A 15,916-nucleotide genomic window follows, 5' to 3' on the forward strand; every position below is an offset into this window, starting at 1 on the left:
CCGCTCGCAGGATATTCGCGCGCCCAACCTCAATGACCTTTACGCCCCGCAGAACATTAACCCATCGGGCTTCAACGACCTTCACACCGGCGTCACATCGACGTTGCTGGTGATCAGCTCGGGCAATCCGGACCTGAAGCCCGAGGTCGCCCAGACACTGACGCTGGGCGCGGTGTATCGGCCGCAGTGGCTGCCTGGCTTCAGCCTGGCGATCGACTATTACGATATCAGCATCGACAACGCGATCGCCAGCATCGCCGCCAGCAACACCTCGGTGCAACGCGAGTGTGAGGCCAGCAACGGTACCTCGCTGTTGTGCGAGTTGTTTGAACGGCCGCTGCCGTTTACCGACCATACTCCCGCCAACTTTCCGACCAGGACTTTCAGTCGGTCGCTGAACGCAGCAACGCTAAACACCCATGGCATCGACGGTGAGATGAATTACGCGACGCCGCTGTTCGATGGCAACTTCAGCATCCGAGGGCTTATCTCTTATCAGCCCAAGAACGTGCTGGTGAACTTCAAGGGCTCGACGCCGCTCGACCGTGCGGGTGCCGCTGGACTGCCGGCGTACCGCGCGACGGCATTCCTGCACTATGACATCAGCGCCTATTCTATCGACCTACTTCAGCGCTGGCACAGCTCGACCGGGCGGAGCAGCGATCCAACGCAGATTTTCGATGCACCGCGGGTCGGGGCACGTGCCTATACCGACGTTACCCTGTCCTATCGCTTGAAGACCCGGAACCTCGGCGCGGCGCAGTTCTTCGTCACCGTCCAGAACGTCTTCGACCGGCAGCCGGCCGCGTTCGTGAACACCGGTGGCCCCAGCACAGTGCCGGGCTTCTTCGTTCCGGTCACCAACGGCGATGACCCGATCGGGCGCTATTACACCGCTGGCATCCGCTTCCGCCTGTGAAGACAGCCGCACCAGGGGGACACGCATGAAGCCTTTACTGATCGCTGGTCTGCTTGTTGCCGGTTTCGCGGCGCATCCGGGGATGGCCGCCACGATCCGGACGGATGTCTGGGACACGCTGCCCGACAACCGTCCGGTCCATCGTTTTACCATGCGCAATGCATCCGGCTCCGAAGTCTCGGTGATGGAACTGGGAGCGGCCGTGACCGCGATTCGTGTTCCCGATCGGGGCGGCAAGATTGATGACGTGGTGCTCGGTTATGACACGCCCATCGACTATATCACCAACAACGGTCCCCAGTTTGGGCTTGTCATCGGCCGTTATGCCAATCGCATTGTCACCGGCAAGTTCAGCCTGGGCGGAACCGAGCACAAGCTCGCCACCCAAGGTAGGTCCGACGCCAGCATGCATGGCGGCCCGCAAGGTTTTGGGACCCGACTTTGGTCAGGCAAGCGCGTGCGAACGCCGGCGGGGGAGGGCGTGCGTATGACGCTGGTCAGCCCCGATGGCGACCAAGGCTTTCCAGGCAAGATGGTGGCGACTGTAACCTACGTCTGGACGGCCGACGACCGGCTGATCATCGACTACACCGCGAACACGACCAAGCCGACCGTGGTCAATTTGACCCAACACAGCTATTTCAACCTTGCCGGTGCGGGGAACGGCGACGTCCTGAAGCAGACCCTCAAGCTCGATGCCGATTATTATATGGACGCCTTGCCCAACAATACGCCGACTGGAGAGATCCGGGCGGTGAAGGGGACGCCGTTCGATTTTTCGCAAGGTAAACCGATCGGCCAGGATATCGCGGCTTCCGATCCACATATGGTCGCCAACCGCGGGTATAACGTCCAGTATGTACTGCGGAGCTCGCCGATCCCCGGGGAGGCTGCGCCGGCCGCGACGATGACTGATCCTCAGTCGGGACGTACACTGAAGGTGCTGACCACCGAGCCTGGGGTAATGCTGTACACTGCCAACTTCATCAACACCGATCGGCTGATGAAAAATGGCGTCAAATATCCTCTGCGGGCGGGCGCAGCGCTCGAGATGCAGCATTTTCCCGACTCTCCGAACCGCCCCCATTTTCCTCGAACGATGCTGATGCCGGGGCAGGTGTTCAATAGTCGCACCGTCTGGGAATTCACTCATTCCTAGTTTAGATGACCGCAGTTGTTGTGGTGTTTCGAGGTACTTTGCGAATGATGCGTATGGCATTCCTTATGGTCGGATCGGTCGGCCTGATGATGGCGGCTGGGCAGGCGATGGGGCAGGGCGCGGTGACGCCTGCAGCGGACGCGCTACCGCCGGGCCCCGGCATGACGACGGTTCAGGAGCGGTGCAGCGGTTGTCACTCCGCGCTTACGGTGCTTGGTCAGCGGCGTACGCCTGATGATTGGGCGGCGACCGTCCAATTGATGGTCGATCGCGGTGCGGATCTTTCTGCCGACGAGCAAAGCGTCGTAATCGGCTATCTGTCCAAGAACTTCGGGGTAGCGCCAGCGAAATAAACACGGCTGGGAGGCCTGAATTGTCCTTACGGACCGATGTTCCATCAGGCGCAGGTAGCGCCGCGGGTCAACAACGTTTACCGGTCCTCCCCTGTCGAACGATTCAGCCGCTAGAGTTGACGTTCTAAAATTACATCTGGGGAATCGACATGGCACGGCATCACTATCTGCTCGCGGCGGCGTTGCTGTCGTCGGTCACGCCGGCGTTTGCAGCAAAGCCCCTGGCCGACCGTATCGGACACACCGATCCGTCGAAATTTCGCCATCTCACCGGCGTCCACGCGGGCGCCGGCACAATGGACTTCGCTCCCATCCTCGGCGCCGATGCGCTCAGCACGAACCTGATCTTCGTTCACCGCGGAGTGATCAATCCCAAAAGCGGCATCGGCGAGCATTTTCATAATGCGTCCGAGGAGATGTTCGTGATCCTGGATGGTGACGCCCAGTTCACCATCGACGGCCACACCTCCGTCGTTGCGGGTCCGGCGGGGGTACCAGACCGCATGGGCCACGCACATGCCGTCTATAATCCTACCGACCGGCCTATGCAGTGGCTGAACATCAATGTTTCGATGACCAAGAGCTACGATAACTTCGACCTAGGCGATCCACGCACCGACGTGGCCCTCGACAAATATCCGCAGTTCGTCAGCATGCAGCTCAGCCGTGCGAAGCTGGCGCCGGTAGAGAGGATGCAGGGCGGTACCGGCACGGTTCAGTACCGCCGCGTGCTCGACCCATCGATCTTTGCGACACCATGGAGCTATGTCGACCACCTGCTGATCCCGCCCGGCGCCTCCGTCGGCCCTGGCACCAAACCCGGCATGAGCGAAGTCTATTATGTCATCTCCGGAAAAGGCGAAGTGCAGGTCGATGCCGCGAAGGCGCCTATCGTGACCGGCGATGCCGTGCCTGTCGAAGTCGGCGAGGCCGTCGGTCTGCGCTCGACCGGTGACGCGCCACTCGAGCTGATGGTCATCGGCGTCGCCAAGGATCTCAATGCCAAGCAGGCCTATGTCGCTCAACTTGCAGCGGCTGCGTTGGCCCGCCGTTCAGGAACCACCCGATGAAGAGATTATTGCTCCTGGCCAGTGTCGGCGCATCGATCGCGTCTGCCGCAACCCCGAATGGCGATTGGCAGAGCTTCGGCAACGATCCCGGTGCCTCGCGCTTTTCGCCGCTGACCCAGATCACGCCAGCCAACGTAGCGCGGCTACAGTCGGCCTGGACTTATCATATGCGTCCCGCCGTGGTCGTGTCCGCGGCCGGGACTGCGCCGACGCCACCCGCTCCCGTCCCGGCATCGGGGCCGGCGCGCCCGACAGGCTTCTCGTCCAGTCAGGCAACCCCGATCGTTGCCAACGGGGTCATGTACTTTCCCTCGCCCTATGGGAAAGTCGTCGCTCTTGATGCCGATACTGGCCGCGAGATCTGGACCTACACCTTGCCGGTACGCGACCAGGCATCGACGCGTGGCGTCCAGTACCTACCTGCCACCAGTGGTCTGAAGCCGCAGATCGTTTTCGGTACGCGGGCGGGTCGCCTGATCTCGCTCGACGCGGCGACCGGAGTCGCCAACCCTAAATTCGGTGCCGACGGGATCGTCGACATGAAGACGCCCGAGGTCATGGGAGGCAATCCCAAGGCCCAGTACGGCATGAGCGGGCCGCCGACTTTCTACAAGAACCTGATCATCACTGGCAGTCGAGTTCAAGAAACGCCCTCGCTCGGCACGCGGGGCGACGTGCGGGCGTGGGATGCACGGACCGGCAAGCTGGTCTGGACCTTCCACACCGTGCCATTGCCCGGTACCCTAGGCAGCGAGACCTGGGGCGGTGACAGTGCCAAGAACCGTTCGGGCAACAACGTCTGGACCCAGGCGGTCGTCGATCAGAAGCGTGGCATTGCCTATTTGCCGATCGCCGCCCCCAGTTTCGACCGCTGGGGTGGTGATCGCCCGGGCATCAATCTGTACGGCAATTCGATCGTCGCGGTCGATGCGGCGACCGGCAAGTACAAATGGCATTTCCAAGTCGTGCATCACGACATCTGGGACGTCGACCTGCCTGCGGCGACGCTGGTCGACGTCAAGCGCAACGGGCGCACGATCCCGGCCATTGCGGTGATGAGCAAGATGGCGATCATGTTCATCCTAGACCGTGTCACCGGCAAACCGCTGTACGATGTCAACGAGGTGCCTGTGCCTCAGGAAACCGACATTCCGGACGAAAAGCCGTGGCCGACGCAGCCAATGCCGGTCCTGCCGCTGCCGTTGACGCGGCTGTCGTTCGAGATGTCGGACCTCGCCGACCTGACCCCTGAGATCAAGGCGCGTTGCGAGAGCGTCGTCGCCGATCTCAAGATCGTGCCGTCGAAGATGTATCAGCCGCTCCGTGCTGACTCAGCTGTGGCGTTCTTCCCCGGCAGCTTGGGCGGGATCGACTTTGGCGGCGGTGCTTTCGACGCGGCGAACCGCCTCTACATCACCAACGTCAACACGCTGGCCAGCCCGCAGCAACTGGCGAAGCAGCCCGACGGCTCCTACGACCTGGCCCGTGGCTATCAGTATTTCTGGGATCGCGCGACGCGGACGCCGTGTTCCAAGCCACCTTGGGGCGAAATGGTCGCCGTCAACGTCGATACCGGCCAAGTCGCTTGGCGGCGGCCGTTGGGCACCACCGACAGTCTGCCCGAGGGGTTGCGCGACACCGGCCGCTTGAGCTCGGGCGCGCCGGTTGCGACCGCTTCCGGGCTGATCTTCTTCGGCGGCACCGACGAGAAGAAGATGCGCGCTTTCGACACTCGGACCGGGGCGATTCTGTGGACCGCACCGCTGCCTGCCTCGATGTATGGCTCGACGATGGCCTACCGCGGCAAGAGCGGTCGGCAATATGTGGCGGCAGTCGCCACCGGAGGCTTTAACGGTGCGCCCGTGTCGAGCGACGAGGTTCTGGCGTTCGCACTTCCGCCTGAGTGACGTTGTTGCGTAGACGATCGATCGACCGAACAATCTTGGAGGATATCTTGGGCACAACGACACGCTTCGCGCTCGCCGGCCTAGTCGCTCTCGCGATTCCGGTTGCAACCGCAGCAGCGACTAGTCCTGCGGCGGCGGTCGCGGTTAAGGGCGCCATGACGGTAAAGCGTCTCGACCCCAGTCTCGATGCGATAATCGCGCCGGGCACGAAGATCGAGAAACTGGCAACCGGCTTCACTTTTGCCGAGGGGCCGATCTGGTACAAGGGGCGCCTGATGTTCGCCGACCTGCCGGTCAGCCGCATCGTCGCCATGACTGCGGATGGCAAGCACTCTACCTTGATCGAGAACTCAGGCGGCCCGACTGGTCCATCAACCAGCGGCTTCAAGGGCTCGAACGGCATGGTCGCCGATAAGGACGGCAAGATCCTCGCCGTCCAGCATGCCGGCCGTAAGATCGTCAAATTTGGCGACGACCATGTCATGTCGACCTATCTCGACCGCTTCGAGGGCAAGCGCTTCAACAGCCCCAACGATCTGGTCTTCGCGCCGGACGGCGCCTTGTGGTTCACCGACCCGCCGTACGGCTTGCGCGGCCAGGACACCGACCCTGCCAAGGAAATCAAGTTCAACGGCGTCTATCGCTACAAGAACGGCAAGTTGACAGCGGTCATCAAGAGCTTGCCACGGCCAAACGGCATCGGCTTCTCGCCCAACGGCAAGATCCTGTATGTCAACAATTCCGGCCCGGCGATGGCGTTGTGGCGCTACGATGTGGCAGCCGACGGCTCGGTATCGAACGGCAAGGCTCTGGTGTCCTATCCCGGTACCGCCGACGACGTCCCTGATGGCCTCAAGGTCGACGCCAGCGGTAATATATGGGCGTCCGGTCCGGGTGGTATTCGCATCATCTCGCCACAGGGCAAGGTCCTTGGCCAGATCGTATTACCTGACGTCGCTGCCAATCTCGCCTGGGCCGACAAGGGCAAGACCGCCTATCTCACAGCATCGACCAGCATCTACAGGATCAAGCTGGCAGGCGCGGGGCAGATGCCGCTTTACGTCTACCCCTGACGCCCTTGTTAGAGCGCGGCGGCCCTCAATTTGGAGGCCGTCGCGCATTCGGTCATGACCGTGAAGTAGTTCTGCACTTCTTGCGGGCTTGAGACAAACGGATGGCCCTCGCCGACCTGACGGGGGGCCGAGATCAAGCGGGCCCTTGTATAGGCGTCGTCATATTCGCTGTGGTTCGACAGGATGACGCTAGCGTCGACCGCCTTGGCTGCTGCGGCCAACGCCTGTTGCGACGCGATATACTCGTCCCAGCGCGCCGCGTCCTTGCCGAACTGCCCTGTCAGCGTGCCACCTGAGTAAGCGACCATGACCTCCTTGCCCTTGTTCTTCACGGGGAAGACGTATGAGAGCGTGCCAGGCGTATGTCCGGGGGTCGCTATGATCTTCATGGTCTCGTCGCCGAGGGTCAGCGTGTAACCGTCGCGGCCGACGCTGATGTCCTGCTTCGGCACGCCACCGGGCACAGTCGCAGGCCGCGCAACGGTCGACGCCCAGTCGGGCGCACCCATGATCACATGCGCGCCGTACAGTTTTTGCAATTCGGCGACCCCTTGGTCGTGGTCACCGTGTGCATGGCTCAGCACGACATATTTGATGTCGCGTGGGTTGAGCCCCAGCTTGGTCAACCCGTCGATGATCTCGGGGTGGGTCGCCCACGCGAAGTTCGTGTCGATGATGATGATGCCGGCGCTTGTCCGCAGCGCCCACGACGAATGCTGTCGGGTGCCGAGCCAGTAGAGATTGTCGAAGACCTTGAACGGCGGCGCATACCAGTTGGCGCGATCCGGTTCCGGCACGACCAGCACGCCACCGGCGCCGAGCGGACGAGCGGTAGCAGGACGCGGCGGGCTCGGCAGGCACAGGTTGATGAAGGTATTGCGGTAATTCATCCCTGCCGCGGTACGGGCCGCGGCGATGTGCGCGTCGATCTCGCCTTGCGGTACTTGGGCAGTCGCCATCGATCCGATCAATAAAGCAGGTAACACGCCTGCGACGGTGATTAAGCGGTGCATCGATCTCTCCCCAGAAAATGCGTCGGCGTTCCTTTTGCGGAACGACGTCCGGGCGTTTTCACCCGGACGCATTGGTCGTTTCAGGTTTTGATCAGATTGCCGCTCGGCAGGGCATCTGCGCGACGATCGCCCGGCTCCTCGCGAAGCACTGCGGTCGGATCGATCAGTAACCAGGCAGCTCCGCCAATGGCAGCAAGGATGCCGGTCACCACGAAGGGTGCCGACCAGCCCCAGGCATCCTTGATAAACGGCGTCGCAAATGACACGGCAACGGCGCCAAGCTGGCAACCCATGTTCATGAAGCCCGAGACCGAGCCCGCCGACGAACGGCCGAGATTGGCCGACAGCGTCCAGAACGCGCTCTGCGACAGGTACATGGAGCCCGAGCCGCAAGCGAGAACGAAGCTTGCCAACCGCGCATCGGCAACCTGGGGGGCAAAAGCAAGGAAGCCGCCGGCCATGAACATACCGATCGCTGCGACGAGACAACGGGCATTCCACTCGCTGGTCCGCTTGGCGAGCCAATCAGAGATCACGCCACCGAGGGGTGAGGCGATCGCCATGCCGATAAAAGGCAAAGTCGCGTAGATGCCGCTGGATTTCAGATCCAACCCCCGGACGCTGGAGATGTAGATGAAGAACCAAGTCGAGAACATGAAGGCGACATAGCCGAAGCAGAAGTAGCTGATCGTCAGCAGCAGCACCTGGCGGTTGCCGATCACGGTCGCCCAGCTGACGAGGCCGTTCGAATTGACGACGCCGCGCTCGGCCTTGCCAGCTTCGATGAAAGCGCGCTCGGCGGGCGTAGCCCATTTATGATCTTCGGGGCGGTCGCGCACCACGATCAGCCACACCGCCAGCATGACGACGCCCAACATCGCGCAAATCCAGAAACCCCATCGCCAGCCATCCATGCTGATCGCCGCGGTGATCAATGGCGGCGCCATGCCGCCGCCGATACCGACCGCGGCAAACACCAGGCCGTTGGCCAGGCCGCGTTCCTTCGGAGGAATCCAGTTGGCGACAAGCCGGTTCGCGGCTGGAAAGATCACCGATTCGCCGACACCGAGGAGCAAACGGACGCCGAGCAGCACACCGAGCGCGCCTGCCATGCTGGAGGACACCATCGCGGTAATCGACGTCAGGACACTCCATAGCACCATGCCGCAAGCGATCGTCCGCAGCGGCCCGTAACGGTCCGCCAGCCGCCCGGCGAACGGCTGTGAAAGGGCGTAGCCAACTGCAAACGCACTGAAGATGATGCCGAGCTGCTTGTCGTTCAGTCCAAGATCGACCTTGATGAACGGCGCCGCAATGGAGATGTTGGCGCGGTCCAGATAGGAAACCGCGGCAACGATCATCGCCATCACGACCATCAACCAGCGAATACGCCCGATCTTAGCCATCAACCTCCCCAACATTCGAAATGCTGCCACGCCGTACCGCTGACCGCGGTTTTGTTCATAGGCTGGCACAGCCGTGGCGAAGGACTGCAGCAACCGAGCGGTAAAGTCTATCCCCGAATCCGCTCCCTGTTTGCTGGCCGCCCGGTCTCGACCCTCGGGGCCGGACGAGATTGACGCTCAGTAAAAACGCCAACGCTACTCCACACTACGGTCAGCATAATAAAATTCCCCACTGATTACGGAAAGAGCCGGCCAGCGCATCTTAAGCTTACGGGCCGCAGAGTCCGACGACGCAAGATAATCCTGGGGGTGATCGCCATGTTCAAGCCAAGAGCTGCCGCGAGGCATGCTGTTTCGATTATCGCGCTATGCGCGACGCTGACTCCGTTACATGCGGTGTCAGCGCAGACGACACCGGCGTCGGATGACAAAGCGCCGGAGACTGACATCGTTGTTACCGGCTTTCGCTCTAGCTTGGCCAGCGCGCTGCTTGAGAAGCGGACCGATGCGGCAGCGGTCGACACGATCAAGGCCGAAGATATCGGCAAGTTCCCCGACAGCAATCTGGCCGAATCGATGCAGCGTCTGCCTGGCGTATCGCTCACCCGCGGCGACGGCGGCGAGGGTCGGAACATCACTGTCCGCGGCCTAGCGGCGGAGTTCACGCGCGTCCGCATCAATGGCATGGAGGGCACTTCGCAGACCGGTGCTTCCGACGTTTATGGCGGCGGTAACAACGGACGAAGCTTCGACTTCAATGTCTTCCCGTCCGAGATCTTCACCTCGCTGTCGGTGCGCAAGACACCCTCGGCGAACACGGAGGAGGGTTCGCTGGGCGCTACGGTCGACCTGCAGGCGCCGCATCCGCTCGACTATAAGACCGACTTTGCCCTGACCGCGACCGGCCGGCTGATCTACAACGAGATCGGGCGCAAGGCCGATCCGCGGCTGTCTGGCCTGATCTCTAAAACCTTCGCCGACGGGACCATGGGCATCCTCGCCTCGGGATCCTACGGCCGGCGGCACACGCGCGACGTGGGTTATTCGGCGGTGCTGGTGCTGCCGGCCTGGGTCAATGGCGGCTTCTGCTCGCCGATCGGGGTGGCGCCGCAGAACCCGACCAAAAACGCGGTGCGCGGGACGGATGCGCTCAACTGCAGCGCCGGCAATCCCCGCACCGGCACGACCGCCGCTTACAACACCATTCAGAGCCACCTCGGCCCGCTCGGCCAGCCCGGCGGCGGCGCCTTCTTCCCCCGCCTGCCGCGCTATCTCGACTCCCAGCAGGATGCCAAGCGCATCGGCGGCTCGCTGAGCTATCAATGGCAGCCCGACGACAACACCAATATCAGCATCGACGGTCTCTACTCGCGCTTCGACGTGGTGCGGAACGACTCCTACATCTCGGGCCTGTCGTTCGCCCGGTCCGCCAGCAACAGCGGCCAGCCGATGGTCTCGGTCCGCGACATCGAGATCAACTCCAAGGGCTCGGTGGTCTACGGCCTGTACGACGGCGTCGACATCCGGTCGGAGCGCTGGATCGACCGCTATGTCTCGGAATTCAAGCAGGGCACGTTCAGCTTCGACCACCGCTTCTCCGACCAGTTCAAGATCAGCGGCCTTGCCGGCTATTCGGAATCGCCGTTCGTCAGTCCCCGTCGCGGCTGGGTCAACATCGACTCCAACGACAGCGACGGCTTCGCGGTCGACTTCCGCAACGGCGCCGAGATCCCCAAGATCACCTACGGCATCGACATCACCAACCCGGCCAACTTCAGCTACAAGCCGGGCACCGCCGACGGCACCGTCTACGGCACCTGGAGCGACCGCAAGCTCAAGCGCAACACCAAGAACAAGACCTTGGAACTCGACAGCGAATGGGAGGTGACGCCCGGCTTCAAGCTCACCTTCGGCGGCCAGTACCGCCAGAGCGACTACACCTCGGCCCAACGCAGCCTCGACCCCGCCCGCCAGGCGACGCCGCTGCTGCCCGCAGGCAAGTCGATCGCCGACTTCGACGTGCAGGTCACCAAGCTCGACAAGCTGCTCGGCTACGGCGCCCCGGCGAGCTGGGTGGCGGGCGACCTCGCCCAATATTCCACGGTCGTCGGCCTCGACGACAGCTGGTTCTGCGGCGTCGAGTGCGGCTCCGGCCCGTCCGGCGTCAAGGAAACCGTCAAGAGCGGCTACGGCATGGTGACCTTCAATACCGAGGACATCATGCCCCTGGTCATCCGCGGCGACGCCGGTGTCCGCTATGTCCACACCGACCAATTCTCCTTCGGTTACATCCCGGTCGCGGCCCCGGCGGGCTCGAAATATCCGACCGCAGGCCAGCTGGCGGAGGCGAGCCGCAGCTATTCGGACTGGCTGCCCTCCGCCAACATCGTCGTCGAGCTCAAGTCCGACCTGCTGCTCAGGCTTGCGGCCGCCAAGGTCATGTCGCGGCCCCAGCTTGCCCCGCTGATCCCGAGCAGCGGCGTCGATGCCGTCGGCCGGCGCGGCTCGATCAACAATCCGTTCCTCGAGCCGATCCGCGCTGCCACCTACGACGCGGCGCTGGAATGGTATTTCGCCCCCGGCTCGCTGCTGTCGGTGGCCTATTTCCGCAAGGATATCAGCACCTACATCCAGAGCATCAACTCGCTGATCCCGTTCAGCCAGCTCGGCCTGCCGAACACGTTGCTCGCCAACACCCAGACGACGCCCGACGAGCTGTTCACCATCTCGCGCCTCGCCAACACCCCCGGCGGCCTGTTGCAGGGCGTCGAGCTAAATGCGCAGGCGCCGCTGCGCTTTCTGCCTGGCGCGCTCGGCAACCTCGGCATCCTGAGCAGCGTCACGCTGGTGAAGTCGAGGATCAACTACATCCTGCAAAGCACCAACGGCGTGCCCACCCTGACGACCACTGCCGACCTCGTCGGACTGTCACGGAAATCGGCGAGCGGCACGCTTTACTACGAGGACAAGCGCTTCAGCGCGCGGGTCACCGGCAACTACCGGTCGGGCTTCATCCGCACAGTGCCCTCGGGCGCCGCCGACAGCGACGTCATCGCCAACAAGGCGGCCTTCTACCTCGACGGGTCGGTATCGTTCCAGCTGACGCCGCAGATCAGGGTGTTGTTCGAGGCGCAGAACCTCACCGACGAGCTCAGCACCCAGTATATTGACACCCAGCGCCAGGACACGCTGTTCGACCTGCGCAACGGCCGCACCTTCACCGCCGGCGTCACCTTCAAACTCTAGGCTGCACGACGCAGTGATCAGGATTGGACAAGCTATGACCTCGTGGAACCGGCGGACACTTCTCAAGGGCCTTGGTGCCGTCGCCACCGCCGGGCTGTGGCTGCCCGGCACGGCGAACGCGCTCGGTCTCAAGCCCGACAAGATCAAGGCGGTCCATTATTACCGCAACACCGGAGATTCGAACGGCCGCATGGGCCAGCCGATGATCAATCAGTCGAGCAACGTCATCGTCATCGAGACCGAGTCCGGACTGCGCGGCATCGGCGAAGGTGGCGAGCCGACGTCGATGGCCGAATGCGCGTCGATGATGATCGGGCTCGACCCGTTCCGCACCGAAATGCATTGGCAGCGGATGGTGCGCGGCATGCACTATGTCGCGGGCCGCGAGAAACTCCATGCGTTGGGCGGCCTCGATCTCGCGCTCTGGGATCTGAAGGGCAAGGCGCTGGGCGTGCCGCTCTGGCAGCTGCTCGGCGGCAAGGCGCGCGACTATATCGAATGCTATTCGACGGCATTCCCGCGTCCGCCGGGCGGCAAGCTGGAGGATGCGGCACGTGCCTGCATCGCCGCCGGTTTCCGCGTCTATCGCCATTCGACCGACAATCGCACCGGCGTCGTCGATCGCTTCAAGCTGGTGCGCGCCATCTTCGACGATTGCGTGCTGCTGCAGAAGACCGTCGGCGACGGCAGCTGGTCGCTCGACTTCCATACGGAGTTCGATCCCTCCGACGCGATCCGGCTCGCGGGCATGATGGATAGCGCCGACCTGCACCCGTATTTTATCGAGGACCTGATCCGCAGCGAGAACATCGGCTCCTACGAGAACATTCGGAAGCTGACCAGTCAGCCGATCGCGGTCGGCGAGCAGTTCGGCTATAAGTGGGACGTCGCGCCGCTGATCGAGCGCGAGCTCATCAACTACGTCCGCACTGCACTACCCAACACCGGCGGCATCAGCGAATATATGAAGATCCTAGCGATGGCGGAGACGCACTATGTCGGCATGATCCCGCATTTCACCAGCCCGATCGCCGAAGCGGCGCTGGTTCATTGTCTGACCGCCAGTTCGGTTCCGGCGCTGATGGAGATGCTCGGCGATGGCAGCCGGACTTTCCCTTATCTTCCCAAGATGTACGACTTCCGCAACGGCAAGATGTGGCCGAACGAGCGGCCGGGCCTTGGTGTCGAACTCGACATGAGCAAGCTGGTGAAGATCGCCGAGTACAATAAGTACCAGGTCGGCATGCCGCTGAACCTGCGTCCCGACGGCTCCTACACCCAGTGGTAAGCGCCCGTCGACAAGCCCGAGGGTTCAAGCGTAGAGACGATTCTCTAACCTTTGGGAGGGCGGAATGCGCTTGAAGATCGTCTTGATGTCGTGCGTCGCGAGCCTGTCGTTTGCCGGCGGCTCTGGTGCCTATGCGCAGGATTTCGACCCGTTCGACTTCGCCGACGCGGACCATGACGGCAAGGTCACGCAGGCCGAATATGCGGTGTTTCGCGAAGGCGGCTGGAACTACGTCATGAACGGCGCCGAGAGCGTCAAGGCCGCCGATCAGGTCGACATGGCAAAGGTCATCCTCGACGGCACGCCGGTCGACGCCAAGGGCATGGCCACCCATGCCGCCTATACCGCGGCCTCGGCGACGATGTTCAAAAAGGCCGACAAGAACAACGACGGCTTTCTGGATGCCGCCGAAATTCGGGCGACGATGCCCGCCAACTGACGATGTACCGCTGCGGCAGGCGCTCCTAGGAGTGTTTGCCGTTCAGCATTGCGTCGCCCCAGGTCACCGGCAAATTGTCGGTATCCTTGCCCGAGGCCCGGGCGACCAGCTCGACGATCTTCACGCCCGCGACATTGGCGGTGAGCGGTGCCGAGGCCTCGCCCCAGCGCATCGGGCGGCTCTGGGCGAGCAGCTTGCCGTCCCCATAGATCGCGAACCGCACAGTCTGGGTCTTGTCGGTGGCTGAATCGTCGATGCCGACCTGCGTCGTGAAGGTCGCGAACGACTTGTTTCGCACTTCCAGCCGTGAACCGGCAAGGATGCCGATGCCGTTGGCAAACCGCTTGCCCGCTATCTGAAGCAATTGGCCATAAGGCGTGGCGTCGGGCTGCGCGCCGCCCCATCCGGCATAGAGCGGCCGGTCGCCGGGGCCGCGCATGCCCTTCCACGACTGTGCGCTGCGGTGAATGAAGGGGTCGGGCTGCGGCCGGGTCAGCCCCTCAACCGCAGGATTGACGCTGCCGGGCTGCTCCGAAAGGTACAGGGCGTCGGGAAACTGGCGGGTGCCATTCACCCGCATGATCCGCGTCTCATGCGCGGCCAGGGTGAATTTGGTTTCCTTGCGGAAGCGATCGCGCTTACCGGTCCACAGGTCGGTCGTCTCGACGTCGGTGGTGTCGAGGAACTTGAGCTGGTCCGAGGTCAGGGTCGCCTCGAGCGGCGCATCGGTGCGGTTGAGCACGGCAACCGCCTTCTCGCCCGACGCGAGCGTCTTCACCAGGATCTGCGCATCGTTGCTGTCGTACGCCATGGTCGCCTGATTGCCGGCGGGGTCCTGGTTGACGGCGATGATCGCCGCTTTGCCGAAGATGTCCATCAGCGCCTTGGGCGCGACGCGCAGGTCGGTGCCGATGATCAGCGGCGCGTTGATGATCGCCCATAGCGCGAAGTGAGATTTCGCCTCGGTGAGGTGCTCGGCGTCGAACTCGCCGGTGCCGATATTGAGCATGTCGGGATCGTTCCACGAGCCCGGATGCGCGTAAAGCGCGCGGCGGGAGGCGCTGTCGAAGTTGGTCAGCAAGCGGCTCCATTTCGGCACGATGTCGTCGCTGGTCCGCGAGGCGTTGCCGAAATCCTTGCCCCAGGCGCGGACGTTGGCCGAGCCCCAGATGCACAGCGACAGCAGGAAGTCGCCGTCTGGATTGTAGCGGACGAGCGCCGCATTGATCTCGCGGAACATGCCCTGCACGGCGGGGACGTTGCTGCGCGTCACCAACTGCTGGTCGATCAGCGGGTCGAGGATGCGGTATTCGCCCGACTTGACCTGCTCGCTGCCCTTGGCGAAGGCTCGGATGCCGCAGCCGTCGACCTTGAGGTAATCAAAGCCCCAGTCCTTGAAGAACAGGCGGATATCCTGGTCGATATGGCCGTAAATCCCGACCTCGCGCTCCTCGACGGTGCCGACCGGCAGGTTGGTATCCTTGGGGTCATAGGCCTGCGAGCACAGGTTGCGGCCGAGATCGGTGTAGACGCCGGCCTTGAGGCCCATCGAGTGGAGCTTGTCGGTCAGCGGACGGAACGAGCTTTCGCCCGGCGCCACGACGGAGGACGGGAATTTCTCGGGCCGGATCTGGATGCGGCCGTCGGTCAGGCGACGCTTGAGCCACCAGCCGTCGTCGAGATTGACGTAGCGATAGCCCTTGGCGAGCAGCCCGCTGTCGACGATGCGCTGCGCCGAGCCCAGCACCTTGCCCTCATCCAGCTTGGTGAAGAAGGCGTTCCACGAGTTCCAGCCCATCGGGGGCAGGGCGGCTTGCCCCGAGGTATAGGCTGACCAGCGGCCGGTTGGCGCGAGCGGATCGGCGGCGGCGGCGGCGAGCGCGGGCGTCGCCATCAATGCGGCGGCCGCGACCATGGTCTTGAGCGGCTGGATCATGATCGGTCCCCAAATTACGTGCAATCAAGCTCGGACCAAACCGTTGCGTGGTCTCGACCTGACTGGCGCATAAGAAGCGACCGGTGCGATGCGTCAATAGTTGTAGG

General features: G+C 63.0%; 12 protein-coding genes. 9 read left to right on the forward strand and 3 right to left on the reverse strand.

Going from position 1 to position 15,916, the window contains the following annotated elements; all coding sequences use genetic code 11:
* Positions 1-13: 13 nt before the first annotated feature.
* The 6 genes from ACOFKW_RS12890 (at position 14) to ACOFKW_RS12915 (ending at position 6,481) form a co-directional block, all read left to right on the forward strand.
* Positions 14-919 (forward strand): TonB-dependent receptor domain-containing protein, encoded by a 906-nt coding sequence (locus ACOFKW_RS12890; protein WP_419816939.1) that lies wholly within the window; start codon positions 14-16, stop codon positions 917-919.
* A gap of 25 nt (positions 920-944) precedes the next feature.
* Positions 945-2,078 carry an aldose epimerase family protein gene (locus tag ACOFKW_RS12895; RefSeq protein WP_419814552.1) on the forward strand — a complete coding sequence of 378 codons (1,134 nt, stop codon included), beginning with the start codon at positions 945-947 and terminating at the stop codon, positions 2,076-2,078.
* 5 nt (positions 2,079-2,083) lie between these two features.
* Positions 2,084-2,431: a hypothetical protein gene (locus ACOFKW_RS12900; RefSeq protein WP_419814553.1), complete on the forward strand. Its 348-nt coding sequence runs from the start codon at positions 2,084-2,086 to the stop codon at positions 2,429-2,431.
* A 149-nt stretch (positions 2,432-2,580) separates the two neighbouring features.
* Complete coding sequence (locus ACOFKW_RS12905; protein WP_419814554.1) at positions 2,581-3,501, forward strand: cupin domain-containing protein; 921 nt, start codon at positions 2,581-2,583, stop codon at positions 3,499-3,501.
* On the forward strand, positions 3,498-5,408 hold the full coding sequence (locus tag ACOFKW_RS12910; RefSeq protein WP_419814555.1) for a PQQ-binding-like beta-propeller repeat protein: 1,911 nt from the start codon (positions 3,498-3,500) through the stop codon (positions 5,406-5,408). Before ACOFKW_RS12905 ends, ACOFKW_RS12910 begins: the two co-directional genes overlap by 4 nt.
* Positions 5,409-5,455: 47 nt before the next feature.
* A complete protein-coding gene (locus ACOFKW_RS12915) occupies positions 5,456-6,481 on the forward strand; it encodes an SMP-30/gluconolactonase/LRE family protein (RefSeq protein ID WP_419814556.1) in 1,026 nt (341 codons plus the stop codon).
* 8 nt (positions 6,482-6,489) lie between these two features.
* Here the strand turns inward: ACOFKW_RS12915 and ACOFKW_RS12920 are convergent, their stop codons facing one another.
* Positions 6,490-7,566, reverse strand: coding sequence for an MBL fold metallo-hydrolase (locus tag ACOFKW_RS12920; protein WP_419814557.1), 1,077 nt, complete (start codon positions 7,564-7,566; stop codon positions 6,490-6,492).
* A gap of 8 nt (positions 7,567-7,574) precedes the next feature.
* The gene (locus tag ACOFKW_RS12925; RefSeq protein ID WP_419814558.1) at positions 7,575-8,993 is read right to left on the reverse strand and encodes an MFS transporter; all 1,419 of its coding nucleotides are present in this window, start codon (positions 8,991-8,993) and stop codon (positions 7,575-7,577) included.
* A 381-nt stretch (positions 8,994-9,374) separates the two neighbouring features.
* Between ACOFKW_RS12925 and ACOFKW_RS12930 the strand changes: the two genes are divergently transcribed.
* The 3 genes from ACOFKW_RS12930 to ACOFKW_RS12940 all read left to right on the forward strand — a co-directional run bounded on the left by ACOFKW_RS12930 (position 9,375) and on the right by ACOFKW_RS12940 (position 13,873).
* Positions 9,375-12,146 (forward strand): TonB-dependent receptor, encoded by a 2,772-nt coding sequence (locus ACOFKW_RS12930; RefSeq protein ID WP_419814559.1) that lies wholly within the window; start codon positions 9,375-9,377, stop codon positions 12,144-12,146.
* Positions 12,147-12,180: 34 nt separating this feature from the next.
* Complete coding sequence (locus ACOFKW_RS12935) at positions 12,181-13,434, forward strand: mandelate racemase/muconate lactonizing enzyme family protein (RefSeq protein ID WP_419814560.1); 1,254 nt, start codon at positions 12,181-12,183, stop codon at positions 13,432-13,434.
* 64 nt (positions 13,435-13,498) lie between these two features.
* Positions 13,499-13,873, forward strand: coding sequence for a hypothetical protein (locus ACOFKW_RS12940; protein ID WP_419814561.1), 375 nt, complete (start codon positions 13,499-13,501; stop codon positions 13,871-13,873).
* Positions 13,874-13,898: 25 nt separating this feature from the next.
* On the opposite strand, the gene ACOFKW_RS12945 is transcribed toward ACOFKW_RS12940, so the two are convergent.
* Entirely contained in the window at positions 13,899-15,809 is a 1,911-nt protein-coding gene (locus ACOFKW_RS12945; RefSeq protein WP_419814562.1) for an NPCBM/NEW2 domain-containing protein, read from the reverse strand.
* Between the last annotated feature and the right edge of the window lie 107 nt (positions 15,810-15,916).

The organism is Glacieibacterium sp. (assembly GCF_965200405.1).
Taxonomy (GTDB): Bacteria; Pseudomonadota; Alphaproteobacteria; order Sphingomonadales; family Sphingomonadaceae; genus Glacieibacterium.

Excerpts from the sequence above, each read along its gene's own strand:
- ACOFKW_RS12895 (WP_419814552.1), top strand. The coding sequence starts at position 945 with ATGAAGCCTTTACTGATCGCTGGTCTGCTTGTTGCCGGTTTCGCGGCG.
- ACOFKW_RS12900 (WP_419814553.1), top strand. The coding sequence starts at position 2,084 with ATGACCGCAGTTGTTGTGGTGTTTCGAGGTACTTTGCGAATGATGCGT.
- ACOFKW_RS12905 (WP_419814554.1), top strand. The coding sequence starts at position 2,581 with ATGGCACGGCATCACTATCTGCTCGCGGCGGCGTTGCTGTCGTCGGTC.
- ACOFKW_RS12910 (WP_419814555.1), top strand. The coding sequence starts at position 3,498 with ATGAAGAGATTATTGCTCCTGGCCAGTGTCGGCGCATCGATCGCGTCT.
- ACOFKW_RS12920 (WP_419814557.1), bottom strand. The coding sequence starts at position 7,566 with ATGCGTCCGGGTGAAAACGCCCGGACGTCGTTCCGCAAAAGGAACGCC.
- ACOFKW_RS12935 (WP_419814560.1), top strand. The coding sequence starts at position 12,181 with ATGACCTCGTGGAACCGGCGGACACTTCTCAAGGGCCTTGGTGCCGTC.
- ACOFKW_RS12940 (WP_419814561.1), top strand. The coding sequence starts at position 13,499 with ATGCGCTTGAAGATCGTCTTGATGTCGTGCGTCGCGAGCCTGTCGTTT.
- ACOFKW_RS12945 (WP_419814562.1), bottom strand. The coding sequence starts at position 15,809 with ATGATCCAGCCGCTCAAGACCATGGTCGCGGCCGCCGCATTGATGGCG.